The sequence below is a fragment of the Tessaracoccus zhenghani genome (assembly GCF_055326325.1).
The window spans coordinates 338065-355584 of sequence record NZ_JBUZNQ010000001.1 but is presented as its reverse complement, the minus strand read 5'-3'; the positions used below and the strand labels follow the sequence as shown (position 1 = coordinate 355584).

Here is a 17520-nt window from a genome sequence, read left to right as displayed (position 1 = left end):
TGCGGCGATGGTGGACAATGGCGGACGTGGCTAAGAATGACGTCGTGCTCCAGGTGGACAACCTCAAGAAGGGCTACGGCCCGGTAACCATCGTGGAGGGCTTCTCCATGAAGGTGCGGGCCGGTGAAGCCGTCGCGCTCACCGGGCGCAACGGCGCCGGCAAGTCGACGGTGCTCCGCTGCCTCGTCGGCGCGGACAGGCCGGATGAGGGCACCGTCATGGTCAACGGGATCAAGGTGTCGGAGACCAACCCGATCATCCGCCGCGACGTGGCCACCGTCATCGACGACCTCGACTTCTTCCCGGACCTCTCCGTCGTGGAACACCTCGACCTGCTCGCCCGTGCGCACGGGCTCGAGCACCCTGACGACCTCGTCGACGAGGTGCTCGAGGAGGTGCAGCTCGTGCCGCAGGCCGGCCAGCTCCCCTCCACCCTGTCGTCGGGCCAGCGACGTCGCCTGGCGCTGGCCACCGCGTTCGTCCGCCCGCGGCAGCTGCTGGTGCTCGACGAGCCCGAGCAGCGCCTCGACGTGGAAGGTGTCGCCTGGCTGGGCCAGCGGCTGAAGGCCGACATCGCCGGCGGCCTGGCGATCGTGCTGGCGAGCCATGAGCCCTCGCTCCTCGAGGCCATCGGCGCGCGCACCATCCGGCTGGGGGTCTGAGCCTTGAGCACCGCCCACGACCACTTCGACGACCTGGGGGTCGTCGACGAGAAGCAGCTCAAACTGCTGATGAAGGACTGGCGACGCGGCCGCGCCGACCGCAGCCTCTGGCAGGCGCTGTCCGACGGCTACGTCATGGTGTTCTCCATCGTGCTGATCGGCGCCATGGTGATCTCCTCGATCGTTCGCGCCCAGCAGGTGGTGGCGATCTGTGACACCGCCGGCTGTCTCGCCGCCCGCGGCCTGCTGCCCTGGGCCTCGGTCGCCGGCATCCTGGCGTCGACGCTGGTGTTGTCGCGCATGTTCGGCCCCGTCGTCGCCTCCGCCGCTGAAGGTTTCTGGCTCATGGACGGCCCCACGGACCGACGGCGGCTGCTGGCCGGCCGCCTCGTCGCGGCCATCGTCCTGGCGCTCGTCGTCGGCGGGCTGCTGGGTGCGTTGATCGCCGCGCTGACGGGGTCGCCGCTTCCCGAGGTGGGCATCTGGGCGTTGGCCGGGGGCTTCGGCTCCGCGGGTCTGCTCGCCTTCGCCGCCGCGGAACAGGGCCTGGACCGCCGCTGGGTGGTGACCGTGTTCCAGTGGATCATCGGCACGGCCGCCATCGGCACCCTCGTCCTCCTCGTGTTCGGTGCCGCCGGCTGGATCGACCTGGGCGGCGCCCACCTCATCGCCGTCGAACTGGCCTACATCGTGGCCGGCGCCGGCCTCCTGCTGGTCCTCGTGGCCGGTTTCGTGGCCTACCGCAGGCTCCGCGGCGTCCGCCGCAACCGGCTCACCGCCGGCGGGTCGCTGCTGAGCGGCCTCCAGGGTGCGGCGTTCGCGCTGGAGTTCGCCCTGATCCGCGACATCCTCATCGAGGCCAAGGCGCGCGAACGCGGGCACGTGAAGCCCACCCGTGGCGCCGGCTCCGGCATGACCGCCCTGGTCATGCGCGACGTGCAGCGCCTCTGGCGCCAGCCCATGCGGCTGGTCACGTTGGCGGCCACCGTCGTGGTGCCCTACGCCGTGCAGGCGTTGGGCCTGGCCACCCTGAACCCGCCGTTGTCGGCGCTGGTGCTGGTGGCGGCCCTGATCCCGTTCATGAACTCGCTGCGCGTGCTGACCCGCACCAGGGGCCTCCAGCGCTGCTTCCCGTTCGATCCGGGCAAGGTCAAGCAGGCGGCGATGGTCGTCCCGGGAGTGCTGGCCCTGCTGTGGGCCATCGCAGCGCTGCCCGCGTTCATGGGCGTGGGTGGCGGCGTCACCGTTGATCCCATCGACGCGGCCTCGGCCGCCGTGGTCACCGGCATCGCCGGCTTCCTCGGGGCGGTGCGCTGGGTCTCGGCCCGCCCGCCGGACTACTCCGGCCCCATCATGTCCACCGGTTTCGGCGCCATGCCGCCCGGCCTGATGTTCTCGCTGTTGCGCGGCCTCGACATGGTGGCGCTCGTCACGCTGCCCATCGTGCTCGGCTGGCCGGTCTGGATCTCGCTGGTCGTCGGCCTCATCGCCTTCATGATCCTGCGCAGCGGCCTTGACCGCGACCAGCTCATGGAGCAGCAGGAGGAGCAGAAGCGCGAACTCGCTGAGGAGCGCCGTCGCCGCGACGGGACGGCGGCACCCAAGTCGAAGATCAAGGTCCAGCGCAACCGCTGACGGCACCCGGGGGAGTGGGCGCGCCGTGGCCGGGGCCGCGGCGCGCTTCGCCGTTCAGGAGCCGTTGAGGCCGAGGGCCTGCAGCATCGGCACGAACTTGGCGCCGGTCTCGGCGAGTTCGGATTCCGGCGAGGAATCTGCCACGATGCCCGCCCCGGCGAACAACTGGATCTCGTTCGGGGTCTCCGGCCGTACCTGGCCGCCGCGCAACGCGATGGCCCATTCGCCGTCGCCGTGGGTGTCCACCCATCCGACGGGACCGGCGTACCGGCCGCGGTCCAGGGATTCGAGCTCTGAGATGACGTCGAGCGCCAGGTGCGTCGGGGTCCCACAGACGGCGGCACTCGGGTGCAGGGCGGCGGCCAGCGTCATGGCGCTGGCGTTCCCGTCGACCACGCCGGTGATGTCGGTGGCCAGATGCATCACGTTGGGCAGCTTCAGCACCGAGGGGGCCTCGGGTACGTTCATCGCGTTGCAGTAGGGCGCCAGCGCCCCGGCGACGGATTCGACGGCGAACTCATGCTCGGAGATGTCCTTGCTCGACTTCGCGAGGCGGGCGGCGAGCCTGATCGGGTCCGCGTCCTCGTCGTCGCCCCAGACGGTCCCGGCCAGGACGCGCGACGTGACGAGACCGCCCTCGCGGCGGACGAGCAGCTCCGGTGTGGCGCCGATCATGCCGTCCACCAGGTACGCCCAGGTCATGGGGTAGGTGGCCATCAGTTCGCGCAGCACGAAGCGCAGGTCGAGCGGGTTGTCGGCCCGGGCGATCAGGTCGCGGGCGAGCACCACCTTGTGGACCTCGCCCTTGCGGATCAGTGACACCACCTCTGCCACGATGTCGGTCCAGGCGTGGTCACCCATGGAACCGCCCATCGAGACCATGCCTGCCGGCGGCCGGACGGGCTCACCCGGAGAGGGGAGGGTGGCGTTGCCGCGGGCAGGGCCGAGCTTCGTCATCCAGCTGAGCCCGCCGCGCCTGCCGATGATCACCTCGGGGACGGTGAGGACCGAGCGCTCCTCGGACCTGTCGGGGTCGAACGTGAAGGTGCCCACCGCGATGGGTCCGGTGCCGAATTCGCCGAGCACCTCGGAGTCGTGGTCGATCTGGCCGGAGATCTCTTCCCACCAGACGTCTGCGGCGTCCAGGCGGTCGGTCTCGAACCGGGCCACTTCGCCCAGTGCCACAAAGCCGTCGCCACGACGCAGGAATGCAGTCGAGGGCCCGGTCTCCGGGAGGAATCTCTCCAGGGCTCCGGGGTCGTCGATCGCGACTGTGGTCGCACGCATCCGAGCGCTCCCGAAGTCCAGAATCACCCTCGCGAGCATAGCCGCGACGCTCGCCTGAGGCCATTCAGCCCCCGATTATGGGACCGCCGTCCGCAGGCGGGGGAGGGGTATCTGCCCCGCGCGGCCCGCCCCGCAATTTAGCAAGCGCATCGTGACCAAATACCCAAGTCAGCAGGCGGTTCGCAGTGTAGCCCGCAGTGGGAGCCTTGGTTGGCCGAAACGTCCCAGCACCCCTAGACTGACTCGGTAATCACCGTCGTAGTCGACAGGAGTGTGTATGTCGTTCGCCAACTCTGGCACGGCCCGCCCCACCCAGGAATCGGACGTTATCGTCGTCGGAGCCGGACCGGGCGGATCAGCGACAGCCACCTATCTCGCACGGCACGGGCTCTCCGTCACGCTGCTCGAGAAGTCTCATTTCCCCCGGGAGAAGGTGTGTGGCGACGGCCTCACGCCCCGCGCCACCCGCGCGCTCACCCGGCTGGGGATCGACACCTCTGAAGAGGCCGGCTGGATCCACAACAAGGGTCTTCGCGTGCACGGCGGCCACGTCAAGCCGTTCGAGTTGTTGTGGCCTGAACTGACTGACTTCCCGCCCTACGGCGTGCAGCGTCCCCGTTCGGATTTCGACGACCTGCTGGCCCGCCATGCGGTGGCCGCAGGCGCCGAACTCGTCGAGGGCGCCAACGTGACCAACGCCGTGCTGGACGACCGCACCGGCCGCATCACCGGCGTCGAGACCAAGGACGGCCGCGTCTTCAAGGCCCCCTACGTCGTCGCCGCTGACGGCAACTCGGCGCGCCTGGCCATCTCGATGGGCATCAACAAGATCGACAGCCGCCCCATGGGTGTGGCCGTGCGCACGTACTACAAGAGCCCGCAGAGCAACGACGAGTTCCTTGAGTCGCACCTGCAGCTCTGGGACGGCGAACCGGGCAAGTCCACGCTGCTGCCCGGCTACGGCTGGATCTTCCCGATGGGTGACGGCACCTGCAACGTCGGCCTCGGCGTGCTCAGCACGTCGAAGGGTTTCGGCCAGACCAACTACCGCGACCTCCTGAAGCGCTGGCTGGCCGGCACCCCGGAGGAGTGGGGCTACCGCGACGAGAACATGGTGGGCAAGGTGAGCAGCGCTGCGCTGCCGATGGCGTTCAACCGCCAGCCGCACTACGGCCGCGGGCTCGTGCTCGTGGGCGACGCCGGCGGCATGGTCAGCCCCTTCAACGGTGAAGGCATCGCCTACGCCATGGAGGCCGGAGAGCTGGCGGCCCAGGCGTTGGCCGAAGCGAAGTCGCGCGGCATCGGCACCGCTTCCGCGGAACGGGCCATGCAGGCCTACCCCGCCGCCCTGAAGGACAGCCTGGGTGGTTACTATCGCCTGGGAATGATCTTCACCAAACTCATCGGCGACCCGCGGATCATGTACATCTGCACCCGATACGGTCTACCCCGGCCCATGCTCATGCGCTTCGTGATGAAGCTCCTGGCCAACCTGACCGACTCCCGTGACGGGGACGCGATGGACCGGATCATCAACACCTTGTGCAAGGTCGCTCCGTCAGCGTGATCGGAAGGAAACAACGATGAACCCCTATATCCCCATCGTCGGCATGGTGCTGCTCGCCACCGTGTTCGTCGTGGTATCCATGGGGCTGAGCCTGGTCGTCGGACCGGCTCGGTACAACCGTGCGAAGTACGACAGCTACGAGTGCGGCATCCAGCCCACCCCGCAGCCGATCGGCGGCGGCCGGTTCCCTGTCAAGTACTACATCACGGCGATGATGTTCATCGTGTTCGACATCGAAGTGGTGTTCCTGCTCCCGTGGGCGGTGGCCTACAACCAGCTCAGCATGTTCGCGATCATCGCCATGATCGTGTTCATCGTGCTGTTCTTCATCCCTTACATCTACGTCCTGCGCCGCAACGGCCTCGACTGGGAATGATCGGAGATAAACATGGGTATCGAAGACAAGATTCCTAGCGGCATCCTGCTGACCACGTTCGAGGGCGTCTTCGGCTGGGTCCGGAAGGCCTCGTTCTGGCCCGCGACGATGGGCCTCGCCTGCTGCGCGATCGAGATGATGGCCTTCGGCACGCCGCGCTACGACTCGGGTCGCTGGGGCCAGGAAGTGTTCCGCGCCTCCCCGCGCCAGGCTGACCTGATGATCGTCTCCGGCCGTGTGTCACAGAAGATGGCCCCGGTCATCCGTCAGGTGTACGACCAGATGCCCAACCCCAAGTGGGTCATCTCCATGGGCGCCTGCGCGTCCTCCGGCGGCATGTTCAACAACTACTCGATCGTCCAGGGCTGTGACCACTTCCTGCCCGTCGACATGTACGTGCCCGGCTGCCCGCCGCGCCCGGACATGCTGATCGAGGCCATGTTCAAGCTGCGCGAGAAGGTGCAGAAGCACCCGATCGGCGCCAACATGGACACCTGGGTCGAGGACACCGAGCAGGCAGCGCTGGCCGCGCCCGCGAAGGTCGAGATGAAGGGGCTCATGCGATGAGCGACGATCAGACTCCTGAGGAGAACCTCCCCGCCACCTCGGGTCTTCCCGCCCAGCAGCCCATCTTCACCAGCAAGGCGGGCATGTGGTCCCGCGGCTCCGGCGACACCTCCGGCTACGGCGGCCTCACCCGCGGCCTCAGCATGCCGGGCCGCACCGAGCCCCCGTTCGACGACCCGTCGGACGCCGTGTACGGCAGGGCCCTGGAACTGCTGCCCGAGGAACTCGGCGGCGCCCGGGTGCTGTTCGACCGCGGTGAGCTCACGATCTACGTGCCGCGCGAGCACCTCGCCGCCGTGGCGCGCACCTTCCGCGACGACGCGTTCCTGCGCTTCGAGGTCTGCGTGTCCGTCTCGGGCGTGCACTACCCGAGCGAGAAGGGCGCGGAACTCCACTCCGTGTACCACCTGCTGAGCTACACCCACAACCGTCGGGTCCGGCTCGAGGTCACGTGCCCGGACGAAGATCCCCACATCCCGTCGGTCGTGGCCACCTACCCCATGGTGGATTACCACGAGCGTGAGACCTGGGACATGTTCGGCATCATCTTCGACGGCCACCCGTCGCTCACCCGCATCCTCATGCCGGACGACTGGAAGGGCCACCCGCAGCGCAAGGATTACCCGCTGGGTGGCGTCGACGTCGAGTACAAGGGCGCCAAGGTGCCCGCTCCCGACAACAGGAGGACCTACTCGTGACCCACACCCACGCAACCACCGAAGACGTCTTCGCCGGCACCAGTGAGGAGAAGGTCGACCGCGTCTACCTGGCACAGGGTGGCGACTGGACCGACATCGCGGCCGAGCAGGCAGAGCGTGGCGACGAGACCATCGTCGTCAACATGGGCCCCCAGCACCCGTCGACGCACGGCGTGCTGCGCCTGATCCTCGAGATGGACGGTGAGACCGTCAAGTCCATCCGCCCGGGCATCGGCTTCCTGCACACGGGTATCGAGAAGAACGCGGAGTACAAGACGTGGGTCCAGGGCGTGACCTACGTGACCCGCATGGACTACGTCGCGCCGCTGTTCAACGAGGCCGTCTACTGCCTGGCCGTGGAGAAGCTGCTCGGTATCACCGACGACATCCCGGAGCGCGCCAGCGTCATCCGCGTGCTCATGATGGAGCTCAACCGCATCGCCTCGCACCTGGTCGCCATGGGCACCGGCGGCATGGAGATCGGCGCGCTGACCGTCATGACCATCGCGTTCCGTGAGCGCGAGATGATCCTTGACTTCTTCGAGGCCATTTCGGGCCTGCGCATGAACCACGCGTTCATCCGCCCCGGCGGCGTGGCCAACGACCTGCCGGAGGACGGCATCAGCCAGCTGCGCACCATCGTGGACTGGCTCAAGAAGCACCTGCCGGAGTACGCCGCCTTCTGCAACGAGAACCCCATCTTCATCGGCCGCCAGTCCGGCGTCGGCGTGATGGACCTCACCGCGGCCACGATGATGGGCATGTCCGGCCCGCCGCTGCGCGCCACCGGCTACGCCTGGGACCTGCGCAAGACGCAGCCCTACTGCGGCTACGAGACCTACGACTTCGACGTCGTGACCTGGGATTCGGACGACGCCTACGGCCGTTTCCGGATTCGTCTGCAGGAGTGCTGGGAGTCCCTCAAGATCGTCGAGCAGTGCATCGACCGCCTCGAGCGCACGCACGGCCAGCCGGTCATGGTGGCAGACCCGAAGATCGCCTGGCCCGCTCAGCTGTCGCTGGGCGCCGACGGTCAGGGCAACAGCAACGAGCACATCAAGCACATCATGGGCGAGTCCATGGAAGCGCTCATCCACCACTTCAAGATCGTCACCGAGGGCTTCCGGGTCCCGGTGGGGCAGGTCTACCAGGCCATCGAATCCCCCAAGGGCGAGCTCGCGTGCCACGTCGTCTCCGACGGCGGGACGCGCCCCTACCGGGTGCACTTCCGCGATCCCGGTTTCAACCATCTGCAGTCGATCCCGATGATGTGCGAGGGCGGCATGATGTCCGACGTCGTCGTCTCGCTCGCCAGCCTTGACCCCGTACTTGGAGGTGTGGACCGATGAGCGGCCACTTTGCCAGCCACTTCCCGGATTCCGGTTCGGTGGACTACACCGACCAGTCGTCCCAGATCGACGACGGCACCATCGCCGAACTGCGCGAGCTGGCGGCCCGCTACCCGCAGCCTCGTTCCGCACTCCTGCCGATGCTCCACCTCGTCCAGTCGGTCGACGGCCGGATCAGCCCCCGGGGCATCGAAGCGTGCGCCGACGTGCTGGGCATCAGCACGGCGCAGGTCTCCGGCGTCGCGACGTTCTACACCATGTACAAGCGCCGCCCCGCAGGCAAGCAGCACGTCGGCGTCTGCACCACTGCGCTCTGCGCGGTGATGGGCGGCGACATCCTGCTCGACCGGGCCAAGAAGCGCCTCGGCATCGACGAGGGTGAGACCACCCCGGACGGCCAGATCTCGCTGGAGCGCCTCGAGTGCAACGCGGCGTGCGACTTCGCCCCCGTGATGATGGTCAACTGGGAGTTCTTCGACAATATGACGCCGGAGAAGGCCGACGACCTGCTGGAGAAGCTGCAGAAGGACGAGGAGGTCGTCTCCTCCCGTGGCGCGACCATCACCTCCTGGCGCGAAGCCGAGCGCGTCCTCGCCGGGTTCCCCGACGGCCGGGCCGACGAAGGGCCCTCCGCAGGTCACGCCTCGCTGGCCGGTGTCGACATCGCCCGTGAGAACGACTGGAAGGCCCCGGCCGCTGACGCGAAGCCGGCCGCCGCCGAGCAGGAGGCCGCACAGTGACCGACCTGCTCACCCCCGTCCTCAGCGAACAGTGGGGCGCACCCAACTCCTGGAAGCTCGCCCGCTACGAGGCCACAGGTGGCTACCGCGCGATGCGCAAGGCCCTGGCCATGCAGCCCGCAGACCTCATCTCGCTCGTCAAGGACGCCAACCTCCGCGGCCGCGGTGGCGCAGGCTTCCCGACGGGCATGAAGTGGTCCTTCGTCCCGCAGGACAATCCCAACCCGAAGTACCTCGTGGTCAACGCCGACGAGTCGGAGCCGGGCACCTGCAAGGACATCCCGCTCATGATGGCCACGCCGCACACGCTGGTCGAAGGCGTCATCATCTCGTCGTACGCGATCAACTGCCACACCGCGTTCATCTACTGCCGCGGTGAGGTCCTGCACGTCATCCGCCGCCTTCAGCAGGCCGTCCGTGAGGCCTACGCGGCCGGCTACCTGGGCAAGAACATCATGGGCACCGGCTACGACCTCGACGTGATCGTGCACGCCGGCGCCGGCGCCTACATCTGCGGCGAGGAGACGGCGCTGCTGGACTCCCTCGAGGGTCGACGCGGCCAGCCCCGCCTCCGCCCGCCGTTCCCCGCCGTCGCAGGTCTGTACGCCTCCCCGACGGTGGTCAACAACGTGGAATCCATCGCCTCGGTGCCGGCCATCATCAACAACGGGGCTGACTGGTTCCAGTCGATGGGCACCGAGAAGTCCAAGGGCTTCACGCTGTACTCGCTGTCGGGCCACATCAAGACGCCCGGCCAGTTCGAGGCCCCGATGGGCATCACGCTGCGCGAGCTCATCGAGCTCGGCGGCGGCATGCGCGACGGCCACGAACTGAAGTTCTTCACCCCCGGCGGCTCCTCGACGCCGATCCTGACGCCGGAACACCTCGACCTCCCCATGGACTACGAATCCATGGCGGCGGCCGGTTCGATGCTCGGCACCAAGGCACTGCAGATCTTCGACGACACCACCTCCGTGGTGCGCACGACGCTGCGCTTCGTCGAGTTCTACAAGCATGAGAGCTGCGGCAAGTGCACCCCGTGTCGTGAAGGCACCTGGTGGCTCGTCCAGCTCCTGATGAAGTTCGAAGCCGGCACCGCCCGCGAGGGCGACGTCGACAAGCTCCTCGACATCTGCGACAACATCGGTGGCCGCTCGTTCTGCGCGCTGGCCGACGGTGCGGTGGCAGCGGTGACCAGTGCCGTGCGGCACTTCCGCTCCGAGTTCGAGCAGGGCTACCACACCCCCGCCTGGGAAGTGTTCCCGTATGAGAAGAGCGCACTGTTCGCCGCGGAAGGAGACGTGCGATGACCGTCGACGCCAAGACGACCTCGGGTGAGGTGGCTCCGAAGCCCGACCTGGTCACCCTGACCATCGACGGCACGGAGGTGAGCGTCCCCAAGGGCACGCTGATCATCCGCGCCGCCGAGATGATCGGCACCGCCATCCCGCGCTTCTGCGACCACCCGCTGCTGGACCCGGTGGGCGCCTGCCGCCAGTGCATGGTCGACATCCCCGACGCCGGCAACGGCCGAGGGTTCCCCAAGCCCCAGGCCTCCTGCACCATGCCGGTGGCCGAGGGCATGAAGGTCAACACCCAGCGCACCTCGCCCGTCGCCGAGAAGGCGCAGCGCGGCATGCTGGAGTTCCTGCTGATCAACCACCCGCTCGACTGCCCCGTCTGCGACAAGGGCGGCGAGTGCCCCCTGCAGAACCAGGCACTGGCCAACGGCCCCGGTGAGAGCCGCTTCGAGGGCTTGAAGCGCACCTTCCCCAAGCCCGTGGCCATCTCCGCGCAGATCCTGCTGGACCGCGAACGCTGCGTGCTGTGTGCGCGCTGCACGCGCTTCTCCGAACAGATCTCCGGTGACCCCTTCATCGCCCTGGTGGAGCGCGGTGCGCTGCAGCAGGTCGGCACCTACGAGCAGGACCCGTACGACTCGTACTTCTCCGGCAACGTGGTGCAGATCTGCCCCGTGGGCGCCCTCACCTCCGCCGCCTACCGCTTCCAGGCGCGTCCCTTCGACCTCGTGTCGAAGGTCACCACCTGTGAGCACTGCGCGTCCGGCTGTGAACTGCGCACGGACCAGCGTCACCACCAGGTCAAGCGTCGCCTCGCGGGCGACAAGCCTGAGGTCAACGAGGAGTGGAGCTGCGACAAGGGCCGCTTCGGCTTCATGTACGGCCGCGGCGACGACCGCATCACCCGCCCGCTCGTGCGCCGCGGGGGAGTGCTGGAGCCCGCGTCGTGGCCTGAGGCCATCGACGCCGCGGTCCAGGGTCTCCGCGCCGCCGGCTCCGCCGTCGGTGTCCAGACCGGTGGTCGGCTGAGCGTCGAGGCGTCCTACGCCTACGGCAAGTTCGCCCGTGCTGTGCTGGGCACCAACAACGTGGACTTCCGCTCGCGTCCCGCCTCTGCCGAAGAGGCCGACTTCCTCGCGGCCCGCGTGGCCGGCAGGGGAGTCGACGAGGCCGTCACCTACGCGGATCTGGACGCCGCCAAGCACGTCGTGCTGGTGAGCTTCGAGCCCGAGGACGAGTCGCCCATCGTGTTCCTCCGCCTCCGCAAGGCGGTCCGCAAGGGGCACCTGAAGGTCACCACCCTCGCGCCGTTCGTCTCCCGCGGCTCCGACAAGCTGTCCGCCACCCTCGTGCCCACGGCCCCCGGCCGTGAAGCCGAGGCGCTGGACGCACTGACGGACCTCGACGCAGGCTCGGTCATCCTCGTCGGCGAACGCGCCGCCGTCCTCCCCGGCGTGCTGAGCGCCGCCGCCGCGAAGGCGGACGCCACCGGCGCCCGCCTGGCCTGGATCCCCCGCCGCGCAGGCGACGTCGGGGCCATCGAGGCCGGCTGCCTGCCGGGCCTGCTGCCCGGTGGTCGCCCGGTGGCAGACCCCGCCGCTCGCGTCGATGTCGCCTCCCACTGGGGTGTCGGCTCGCTGCCCGCTGAGGCCGGTCTGTCGGCCGATGAGCAGTTCACCGCGCTGGCCCAGGGCACGCTCAAGGCCCTGGTGGTCGCCGGTGTGGACCCGCACGACCTGGGAGACCCGGCCGCCGCGCTGGCCGGTCTCGAGGCCGCGCAGTTCGTGGTCAGCATCGAGCAGCGCGCCAGCGCCGTCACCTCCCGCGCCGACGTGGTCTTCCCGGCCGCCCTCCTCGAGGAGCAGTCGGGCCACTTCCTGAACTGGGAGCACCGCCACGGCCGCGTCAACGTGATCGTCAAGCAGCCGGTGTCGCCGATGACCGACATCCGCATCCTGGCCGCCCTGGCTGATGCCCTCGGCTCGACGCTCGGCTTCCGCGCCCCGAAGCAGGCCTACACCGACCTCACGGAACTCGGTGCCTGGGACGGCGACCGCCCGGCGGCCCCCGCCGTCGCGACGGCCCCCGCCCATGCCGGTCTGGTCGTCGCGGGATGGCGCGAGCTGCTCGACGCCTCCCAGGGCAACGACTACGAACTGGCGCTGCGTGCCACCGCACGTCCGCCGGTCGCCCGGGTCTCCGCCGCCACCGCTGAGCGGCTCGGTCTGACCGAGGTCGCCACCGTGGAGGCAGCGGGCAGCAGCCTGGTGCTGCCGGTCGACATCGTCCCCGGCATGGTCGACGACGTCGTCTGGGTGCCCGTCAACCCCGGCCTGGGGGAGCGACTCGTCGCCGCCCCCGGTTCGCCGGTCCGCGTCACGGCCGTCACCGTCGTCGAAGGAGCAACGGCATGAACATCTTCATGAACGATCCCTGGTGGTTGATCCTGATCAAGGTGGTGGCGCTCTTCGTCGTCCTCCTCGTCTGGACGATCTTCAACGTGTGGTACGAGCGTCGCCTCGTCGGCAAGATGCAGCACCGCCTCGGCCCCATCATGAACGGCCCCTTCGGCCTCGGCCAGGCGCTCGCAGACGGTATGAAGGCCCTCATCAAGGAGGACTTCCGCCCGAAGAACGCCGACAAGTGGCTGTTCAACATCGCCCCCGTGCTCACCGCCGTGGCCGCCTTCACCTGCTGGACGGTCATCCCGTTCGGTGGGCAGGTGACGATGTTCGGCGTCGAGACCCGCCTCCAGCTCACGGACCTGCCGGTCGCCGCGGTGTTCATCCTGGCCTCGGCCTCGATCGGCATCTACGGCATCGTGCTGGCGGGCTGGGCCGGCAACTCCACCTACTCCTTCCTCGGCTCCATCCGTTCGACGGCGCAGATGATCTCCTACGAGATCTCGATGGGCCTGTCCATGGTCGCCGTGTTCCTGATGGCCGGCTCGATGTCCACCTCGGAGATCGTCGAATCGCAGCGCCTCCCGCTGCAGCTCGTCGTGCCGTTCACCGACATCGCCCTGCCGCTCGGGCTGCAGACCTGGTATTTCCTGCTGCTGATCCCGTCGTTCATCATCTACGCCATCGCCATGGTGGGCGAGACCAACCGCGCACCGTTCGACCTGCCCGAGTGTGAGTCGGAACTCGTCTCCGGTTACCTCACGGAGTACTCCGGCTTCCGCTACGCGCTGTACTTCCTCGCGGAGTACATCAACATGGCGACCGTCTCTGCGGTCTGCACGACACTGTTCCTCGGCGGCTACCTGCCGATCTGGCCGCTGAACAACATCGAGTTCTTCAACAACCCGTGGTTCGGCCCGATCTTCTTCATGCTGAAGGTGCAGTTCCTGATCTCGGTGTTCGTCTGGCTGCGTGGCACTCTCCCTCGCCTCCGCTACGACCAGTTCATGGGTCTCGGCTGGAAGGTGCTGATCGAGATCTCGCTGATCTGGATCATCGTGGTGGCGCTGGTCGCCAACACCCAGTTCCGCAACGCCACCCTCGGCCTCGGCCTCGCGCTGCTCATCGTCCTGTGGTGGCTGTTCGGGGGCAAGGACCCGGTGGCCGAACTGCCGGAGCAACGCCCGGTCGTCGAAGAGGTCTACGACCCCTTCGCCGGCGGCTACCCAGTGCCCCCGATGCCCGGGCAGATGCTGCCCGAGCTCGCAGGCGTCGTGCGCGGACCCGCGCAGGACCAGACCATGGCCGAGGTCACCGCAGAAGGGAAGGAAGCCTGATGGGCATCTTCGATCCGTGGGCCGGCTTCGGCATCACGCTCAACACCATCTTCCGCAAGACGTTCACGCAGTCGTACCCGCACAAGAAGGGCGCGGAGAAGGTCACCATGCCGCGCTTCCACGGCCGACACCAGCTCAACCGCTGGCCGGACGGCCTGGAGAAGTGCGTCGGTTGCGAACTGTGTGCCTGGGCCTGCCCGGCGGACGCCATCTACGTGGAGGGCGCCGACAACACCGACGACGCCCGCTACTCGCCGGGCGAACGCTACGGCCACGTCTACCAGATCAACTACCTGCGCTGTATCTTCTGCGGCCTCTGCATCGAAGCCTGCCCCACCCGGGCGCTGACGATGACCAATGAGTTCAAGATCTCCGACGACACGCGGCTGAGCCTGATCTACGAAAAGGAAGACCTGCTCGCGCCGCTGCTGACCGGCATGGAACAGCCGCCGCACCCCCGTCGCCTCGGCGCGGACGAGCGCGACTACTTCCTGGGGCTGCCCGCGACGGGCACCCCCGACACCCGCACCGGCTCGACGACCACAGGAGCGGCCAAATGATCCCCATGATCCCGCTGGTGACAGCCGGTGAGGTCGCCTTCTGGGTGTGCGCGCCCATCGCGGTGATCTGCGCCCTGATCTTCCTGCTGTCGCGCAAACCCATCCACTCGGCCATCGCGATGGCCGGCGTGATGGTGGCGATCGCGGTCCTCTACGCGGCCCAGGACGCGCCCTTCCTGTTCGTCATCCAGATCGTCGTCTACACGGGCGCCATCCTGATGATGTTCCTGTTCGTCGTCATGCTGATCGGCGTGGACTCGCTCGACTCGGTCGTCGAGACGCTGAAGGGCCACCGCATCGCCGCCTCGCTGGTGGCGCTGGGCATCGGCATCCTGATGATCTCCGCCGTCGGTCAGTTCACCGTCGGTGGGCAGCCCGCCGGCCTGGCGGCGGCCAACGCCGAGTACGGCGGCAACATCCCGTCGCTGGCCAACAAGCTGTTCGGTGAGTACGTGTTCCTCTTCGAGGCGAGCGCGGCCCTCCTGATCACGGCCGCGGTCGGCGCGATGGTGCTGGCCCACGGCGAGCTCCTCAGCAAGAAGGTCAGCCAGGTGGAGTCCGCTGAACTCCGCAAGCGCGCCTACGCCGAGCTCGGCGAGCACCCCGGCCCGCTGCCCAACTCGGGTGTGTTCGCCCGGCACAACGCCATCTCCATCCCGGCGCTGCTCCCGGACGGGTCCATCGCCGAGAAGTCCGTCTCGCGCACCCTCACCATGCGTGGCGTGGTGGTCGACGTGGACGAACTGCGCGCACCCACCTCCTCCGCCTACCGGGCGCTCGAGGGTCGCACGCTTGAGATCGAAGGAGACGACGAATGAGCCCCGAGGGTTACCTGATCCTCTCGGCGATCCTGTTCGCTATCGGTATCGCAGGGTTCCTGCTGCGCCGCAACGCGATCATCGCCTTTCTGAGCATCGAACTGATGCTCAATGCCACGAACCTCGCATTCGTCGCATTCGCCCGATTCCACGGGAACCTCGACGGACTCGTCGCGGCGTTCTTCGTGATGGTCGTGGCAGCCGCTGAAGTTGTGGTCGGCCTGGCGATCATCGTCGCCGTGTACCGGTCCCGTCGCTCGGCCTCCGTCGACAACGCCAACCTGATGAAGCTGTAAGGGGACTACGAGCGTGCAACTCCTTGAATCCGTCTCCGCCCTGTCGAGCACCGGCCTGATGGTCTGGCTGCTGGTGGCCATCCCGCTGGCCTCGGCCGCCTTCCTGCTGCTGGCAGGCAGGGCGACCAACGCCTGGGGTCACTGGCTGGGCACCCTGGCACCGATCGCGTCGTTCGCCATCGGCCTGGTGCTGTTCCTGCAACTCCTCGGGGCGTCCCCCGACGACCGCGCCATCAACGTCCAGCTGTACGAGTGGATCGCCACCGGCAACTGGTCGGTCGGCGTCGGCTTCCTGGCCGACCAGCTGTCGATCCTCTTCGTCCTGCTGGTCACCGGCGTCGGCTCGCTGATCCACATCTACTCGATCGGGTACATGGAGCACGACGAGCGTCGCCGTCGCTTCTTCGCCTACCTGAACCTGTTCATCGCCGCCATGTTGATCCTGGTCCTGGCGGACAACTACCTGGTGCTGTTCGTCGGTTGGGAAGGTGTGGGCCTCGCGTCCTACCTCCTGATCAGCTTCTGGGCCCACCGCCCCTCGGCGTCGGCCGCCGGCAACAAGGCCTTCATCGTCAACCGCGTCGGCGACCTCGGGTTGTCGATGGCGATCTTCACGATGCTGGCGATGTTCGGCTCGGTGCGCTTCGAGGACGTCAACGCGGGGGTCGCGAACCTGACGCCCGTCTGGGTCACGCTCATCGGCTTCTTCCTGCTGCTCGGCGCGTGCGGTAAATCGGCCCAGGTGCCACTCCAGTCCTGGCTGCTGGACGCGATGGAGGGCCCCACCCCGGTGTCGGCCCTCATCCATGCTGCGACCATGGTCACCGCCGGCGTCTACCTGGTCGTGCGCTCGCACGTCATCTACGAGGCAGCGCCGATCGCCACGACGGCCGTCGCCATCGTCGGCACGGTCACGCTGCTCTTCGGTGCCTGGATCGGTACGTCGAAGGACGACATCAAGAAGGTCCTCGCGGGCTCGACGATGTCGCAGATCGGCTACATGATGCTCGCCGCGGGCCTCGGCCCCATCGGCGCCTCGTTCGCGATCTTCCACCTGATCACGCACGGCTTCTTCAAGGCCAACATGTTCCTCGGCGCCGGCTCCGTCATGCACGGCATGCACGACGACGTGAACATGCGCCACTTCGGTGCCCTGGCCCGTCCCATGCGGATCACCTTCCTGACCTTCGGGATCGGCTACCTCGCGATCATCGGCTTCCCCTTCCTCTCGGGCTTCTACTCGAAGGACCACATCATCGAGGCCGCCTTCGAGCAGAACGTGATCTACGGCGTGCTGGCCTTGCTGGGTGCAGGCATCACTGCGTACTACATGACGCGCCTGATGATGATGACGTTCTTCGGCAAGAAGCGATGGGAGGACGGCGTCGAGCCGCATGAGTCGCCGCTCGTCATGACGGTGCCCCTGATCGTGCTGGCGCTGCTGTCCATCGTGGCCGGTGTCCTCATGAACGGCTGGATCCAGGACTGGTTGGCCCCGGCCACCGGTCAGGAGCCGCACAACACGCCGCTCATCCACTTCACCACCATCGGCATCCTGACGCTGGCCGTGGTCGTCGTCGGTGTCGCGATCGGCTGGTTCCTGCACAAGGGCGACATCCCGCGCGAAGCGCCGGAGACGAAGAACCCGCTGGTGCACGCGGGCCGCCACGACCTGTACGGCGATGCCTTCAACGAGCACGCGATCATCCGCCCCACCAAGGGTCTGGCAGCCGGCATCGGTGCCTTCGACCACGGTGTCGCGGACGGCGCGGTCATGGGTTCCGCCGCGGTGGCGACCGGAGCGGGTGAATGGTTCCGCAAACTGCAGAACGGCTACGTCCGCAGCTACGGGCTGACCGCAGGGGTGGGCCTCCTGGCCCTCGCCGTCGTCGTTGTCATCGGGCAGCTGGGCTAAGGAGTAACTG

General features: G+C 67.9%; 16 protein-coding genes. 15 read left to right on the top strand and 1 reads right to left on the bottom strand.

Going from position 1 to position 17520, the window contains the following annotated elements:
* Nucleotides 1-17: 17 nt before the first annotated feature.
* Entirely contained in the window at nucleotides 18-662 is a 645-nt protein-coding gene (locus ACZK4S_RS01575; RefSeq protein WP_076060865.1) for an ABC transporter ATP-binding protein, read from the top strand.
* 3 nt (nucleotides 663-665) lie between these two features.
* A complete protein-coding gene (locus tag ACZK4S_RS01570) occupies nucleotides 666-2297 on the top strand; it encodes a DUF6297 family protein (protein WP_143570929.1) in 1632 nt (543 codons plus the stop codon).
* Nucleotides 2298-2351: 54 nt separating this feature from the next.
* On the opposite strand, the gene ACZK4S_RS01565 is transcribed toward ACZK4S_RS01570, so the two are convergent.
* A complete protein-coding gene (locus ACZK4S_RS01565; RefSeq protein ID WP_233120749.1) occupies nucleotides 2352-3584 on the bottom strand; it encodes an isochorismate synthase in 1233 nt (410 codons plus the stop codon).
* Nucleotides 3585-3861: 277 nt separating this feature from the next.
* On the opposite strand from ACZK4S_RS01565, the gene ACZK4S_RS01560 reads away from it, so the two are divergent.
* The 13 genes from ACZK4S_RS01560 (at nucleotide 3862) to nuoL (ending at nucleotide 17510) form a co-directional block, all read left to right on the top strand.
* The gene (locus ACZK4S_RS01560) at nucleotides 3862-5151 is read left to right on the top strand and encodes a geranylgeranyl reductase family protein (protein WP_463643139.1); all 1290 of its coding nucleotides are present in this window, start codon (nucleotides 3862-3864) and stop codon (nucleotides 5149-5151) included.
* A gap of 16 nt (nucleotides 5152-5167) precedes the next feature.
* On the top strand, nucleotides 5168-5527 hold the full coding sequence (locus tag ACZK4S_RS01555; protein ID WP_076060858.1) for an NADH-quinone oxidoreductase subunit A: 360 nt from the start codon (nucleotides 5168-5170) through the stop codon (nucleotides 5525-5527).
* A gap of 12 nt (nucleotides 5528-5539) precedes the next feature.
* Nucleotides 5540-6094: an NADH-quinone oxidoreductase subunit B gene (locus ACZK4S_RS01550; protein ID WP_076060855.1), complete on the top strand. Its 555-nt coding sequence runs from the start codon at nucleotides 5540-5542 to the stop codon at nucleotides 6092-6094.
* Nucleotides 6091-6792, top strand: coding sequence for an NADH-quinone oxidoreductase subunit C (locus tag ACZK4S_RS01545; RefSeq protein WP_076060852.1), 702 nt, complete (start codon nucleotides 6091-6093; stop codon nucleotides 6790-6792). Before ACZK4S_RS01550 ends, ACZK4S_RS01545 begins: the two co-directional genes overlap by 4 nt.
* Nucleotides 6793-6860: 68 nt before the next feature.
* Complete coding sequence (locus ACZK4S_RS01540; RefSeq protein ID WP_076061023.1) at nucleotides 6861-8141, top strand: NADH-quinone oxidoreductase subunit D; 1281 nt, start codon at nucleotides 6861-6863, stop codon at nucleotides 8139-8141.
* Nucleotides 8138-8881, top strand: coding sequence for an NADH-quinone oxidoreductase subunit NuoE (gene nuoE, locus ACZK4S_RS01535; protein WP_076060849.1), 744 nt, complete (start codon nucleotides 8138-8140; stop codon nucleotides 8879-8881). The genes ACZK4S_RS01540 and nuoE overlap by 4 nt, the downstream gene beginning before the upstream one ends.
* Nucleotides 8878-10191: an NADH-quinone oxidoreductase subunit NuoF gene (nuoF, locus tag ACZK4S_RS01530; protein ID WP_076060846.1), complete on the top strand. Its 1314-nt coding sequence runs from the start codon at nucleotides 8878-8880 to the stop codon at nucleotides 10189-10191. Before nuoE ends, nuoF begins: the two co-directional genes overlap by 4 nt.
* Nucleotides 10188-12596: an NADH-quinone oxidoreductase subunit G gene (locus tag ACZK4S_RS01525; protein ID WP_463643138.1), complete on the top strand. Its 2409-nt coding sequence runs from the start codon at nucleotides 10188-10190 to the stop codon at nucleotides 12594-12596. The genes nuoF and ACZK4S_RS01525 overlap by 4 nt, the downstream gene beginning before the upstream one ends.
* Nucleotides 12593-13921, top strand: a complete 1329-nt coding sequence (gene nuoH, locus ACZK4S_RS01520) for an NADH-quinone oxidoreductase subunit NuoH (RefSeq protein ID WP_076060841.1) — start codon at nucleotides 12593-12595, stop codon at nucleotides 13919-13921. The genes ACZK4S_RS01525 and nuoH overlap by 4 nt, the downstream gene beginning before the upstream one ends.
* Nucleotides 13921-14481: an NADH-quinone oxidoreductase subunit NuoI gene (nuoI, locus tag ACZK4S_RS01515; protein ID WP_076060839.1), complete on the top strand. Its 561-nt coding sequence runs from the start codon at nucleotides 13921-13923 to the stop codon at nucleotides 14479-14481. The genes nuoH and nuoI overlap by 1 nt, the downstream gene beginning before the upstream one ends.
* The gene (locus tag ACZK4S_RS01510) at nucleotides 14478-15299 is read left to right on the top strand and encodes an NADH-quinone oxidoreductase subunit J (RefSeq protein WP_076060837.1); all 822 of its coding nucleotides are present in this window, start codon (nucleotides 14478-14480) and stop codon (nucleotides 15297-15299) included. The genes nuoI and ACZK4S_RS01510 overlap by 4 nt, the downstream gene beginning before the upstream one ends.
* Nucleotides 15296-15595 (top strand): NADH-quinone oxidoreductase subunit NuoK, encoded by a 300-nt coding sequence (nuoK, locus tag ACZK4S_RS01505; RefSeq protein WP_076060835.1) that lies wholly within the window; start codon nucleotides 15296-15298, stop codon nucleotides 15593-15595. Before ACZK4S_RS01510 ends, nuoK begins: the two co-directional genes overlap by 4 nt.
* A gap of 58 nt (nucleotides 15596-15653) precedes the next feature.
* Nucleotides 15654-17510: an NADH-quinone oxidoreductase subunit L gene (nuoL, locus tag ACZK4S_RS01500; protein WP_076061021.1), complete on the top strand. Its 1857-nt coding sequence runs from the start codon at nucleotides 15654-15656 to the stop codon at nucleotides 17508-17510.
* Nucleotides 17511-17520 lie beyond the last annotated feature (10 nt).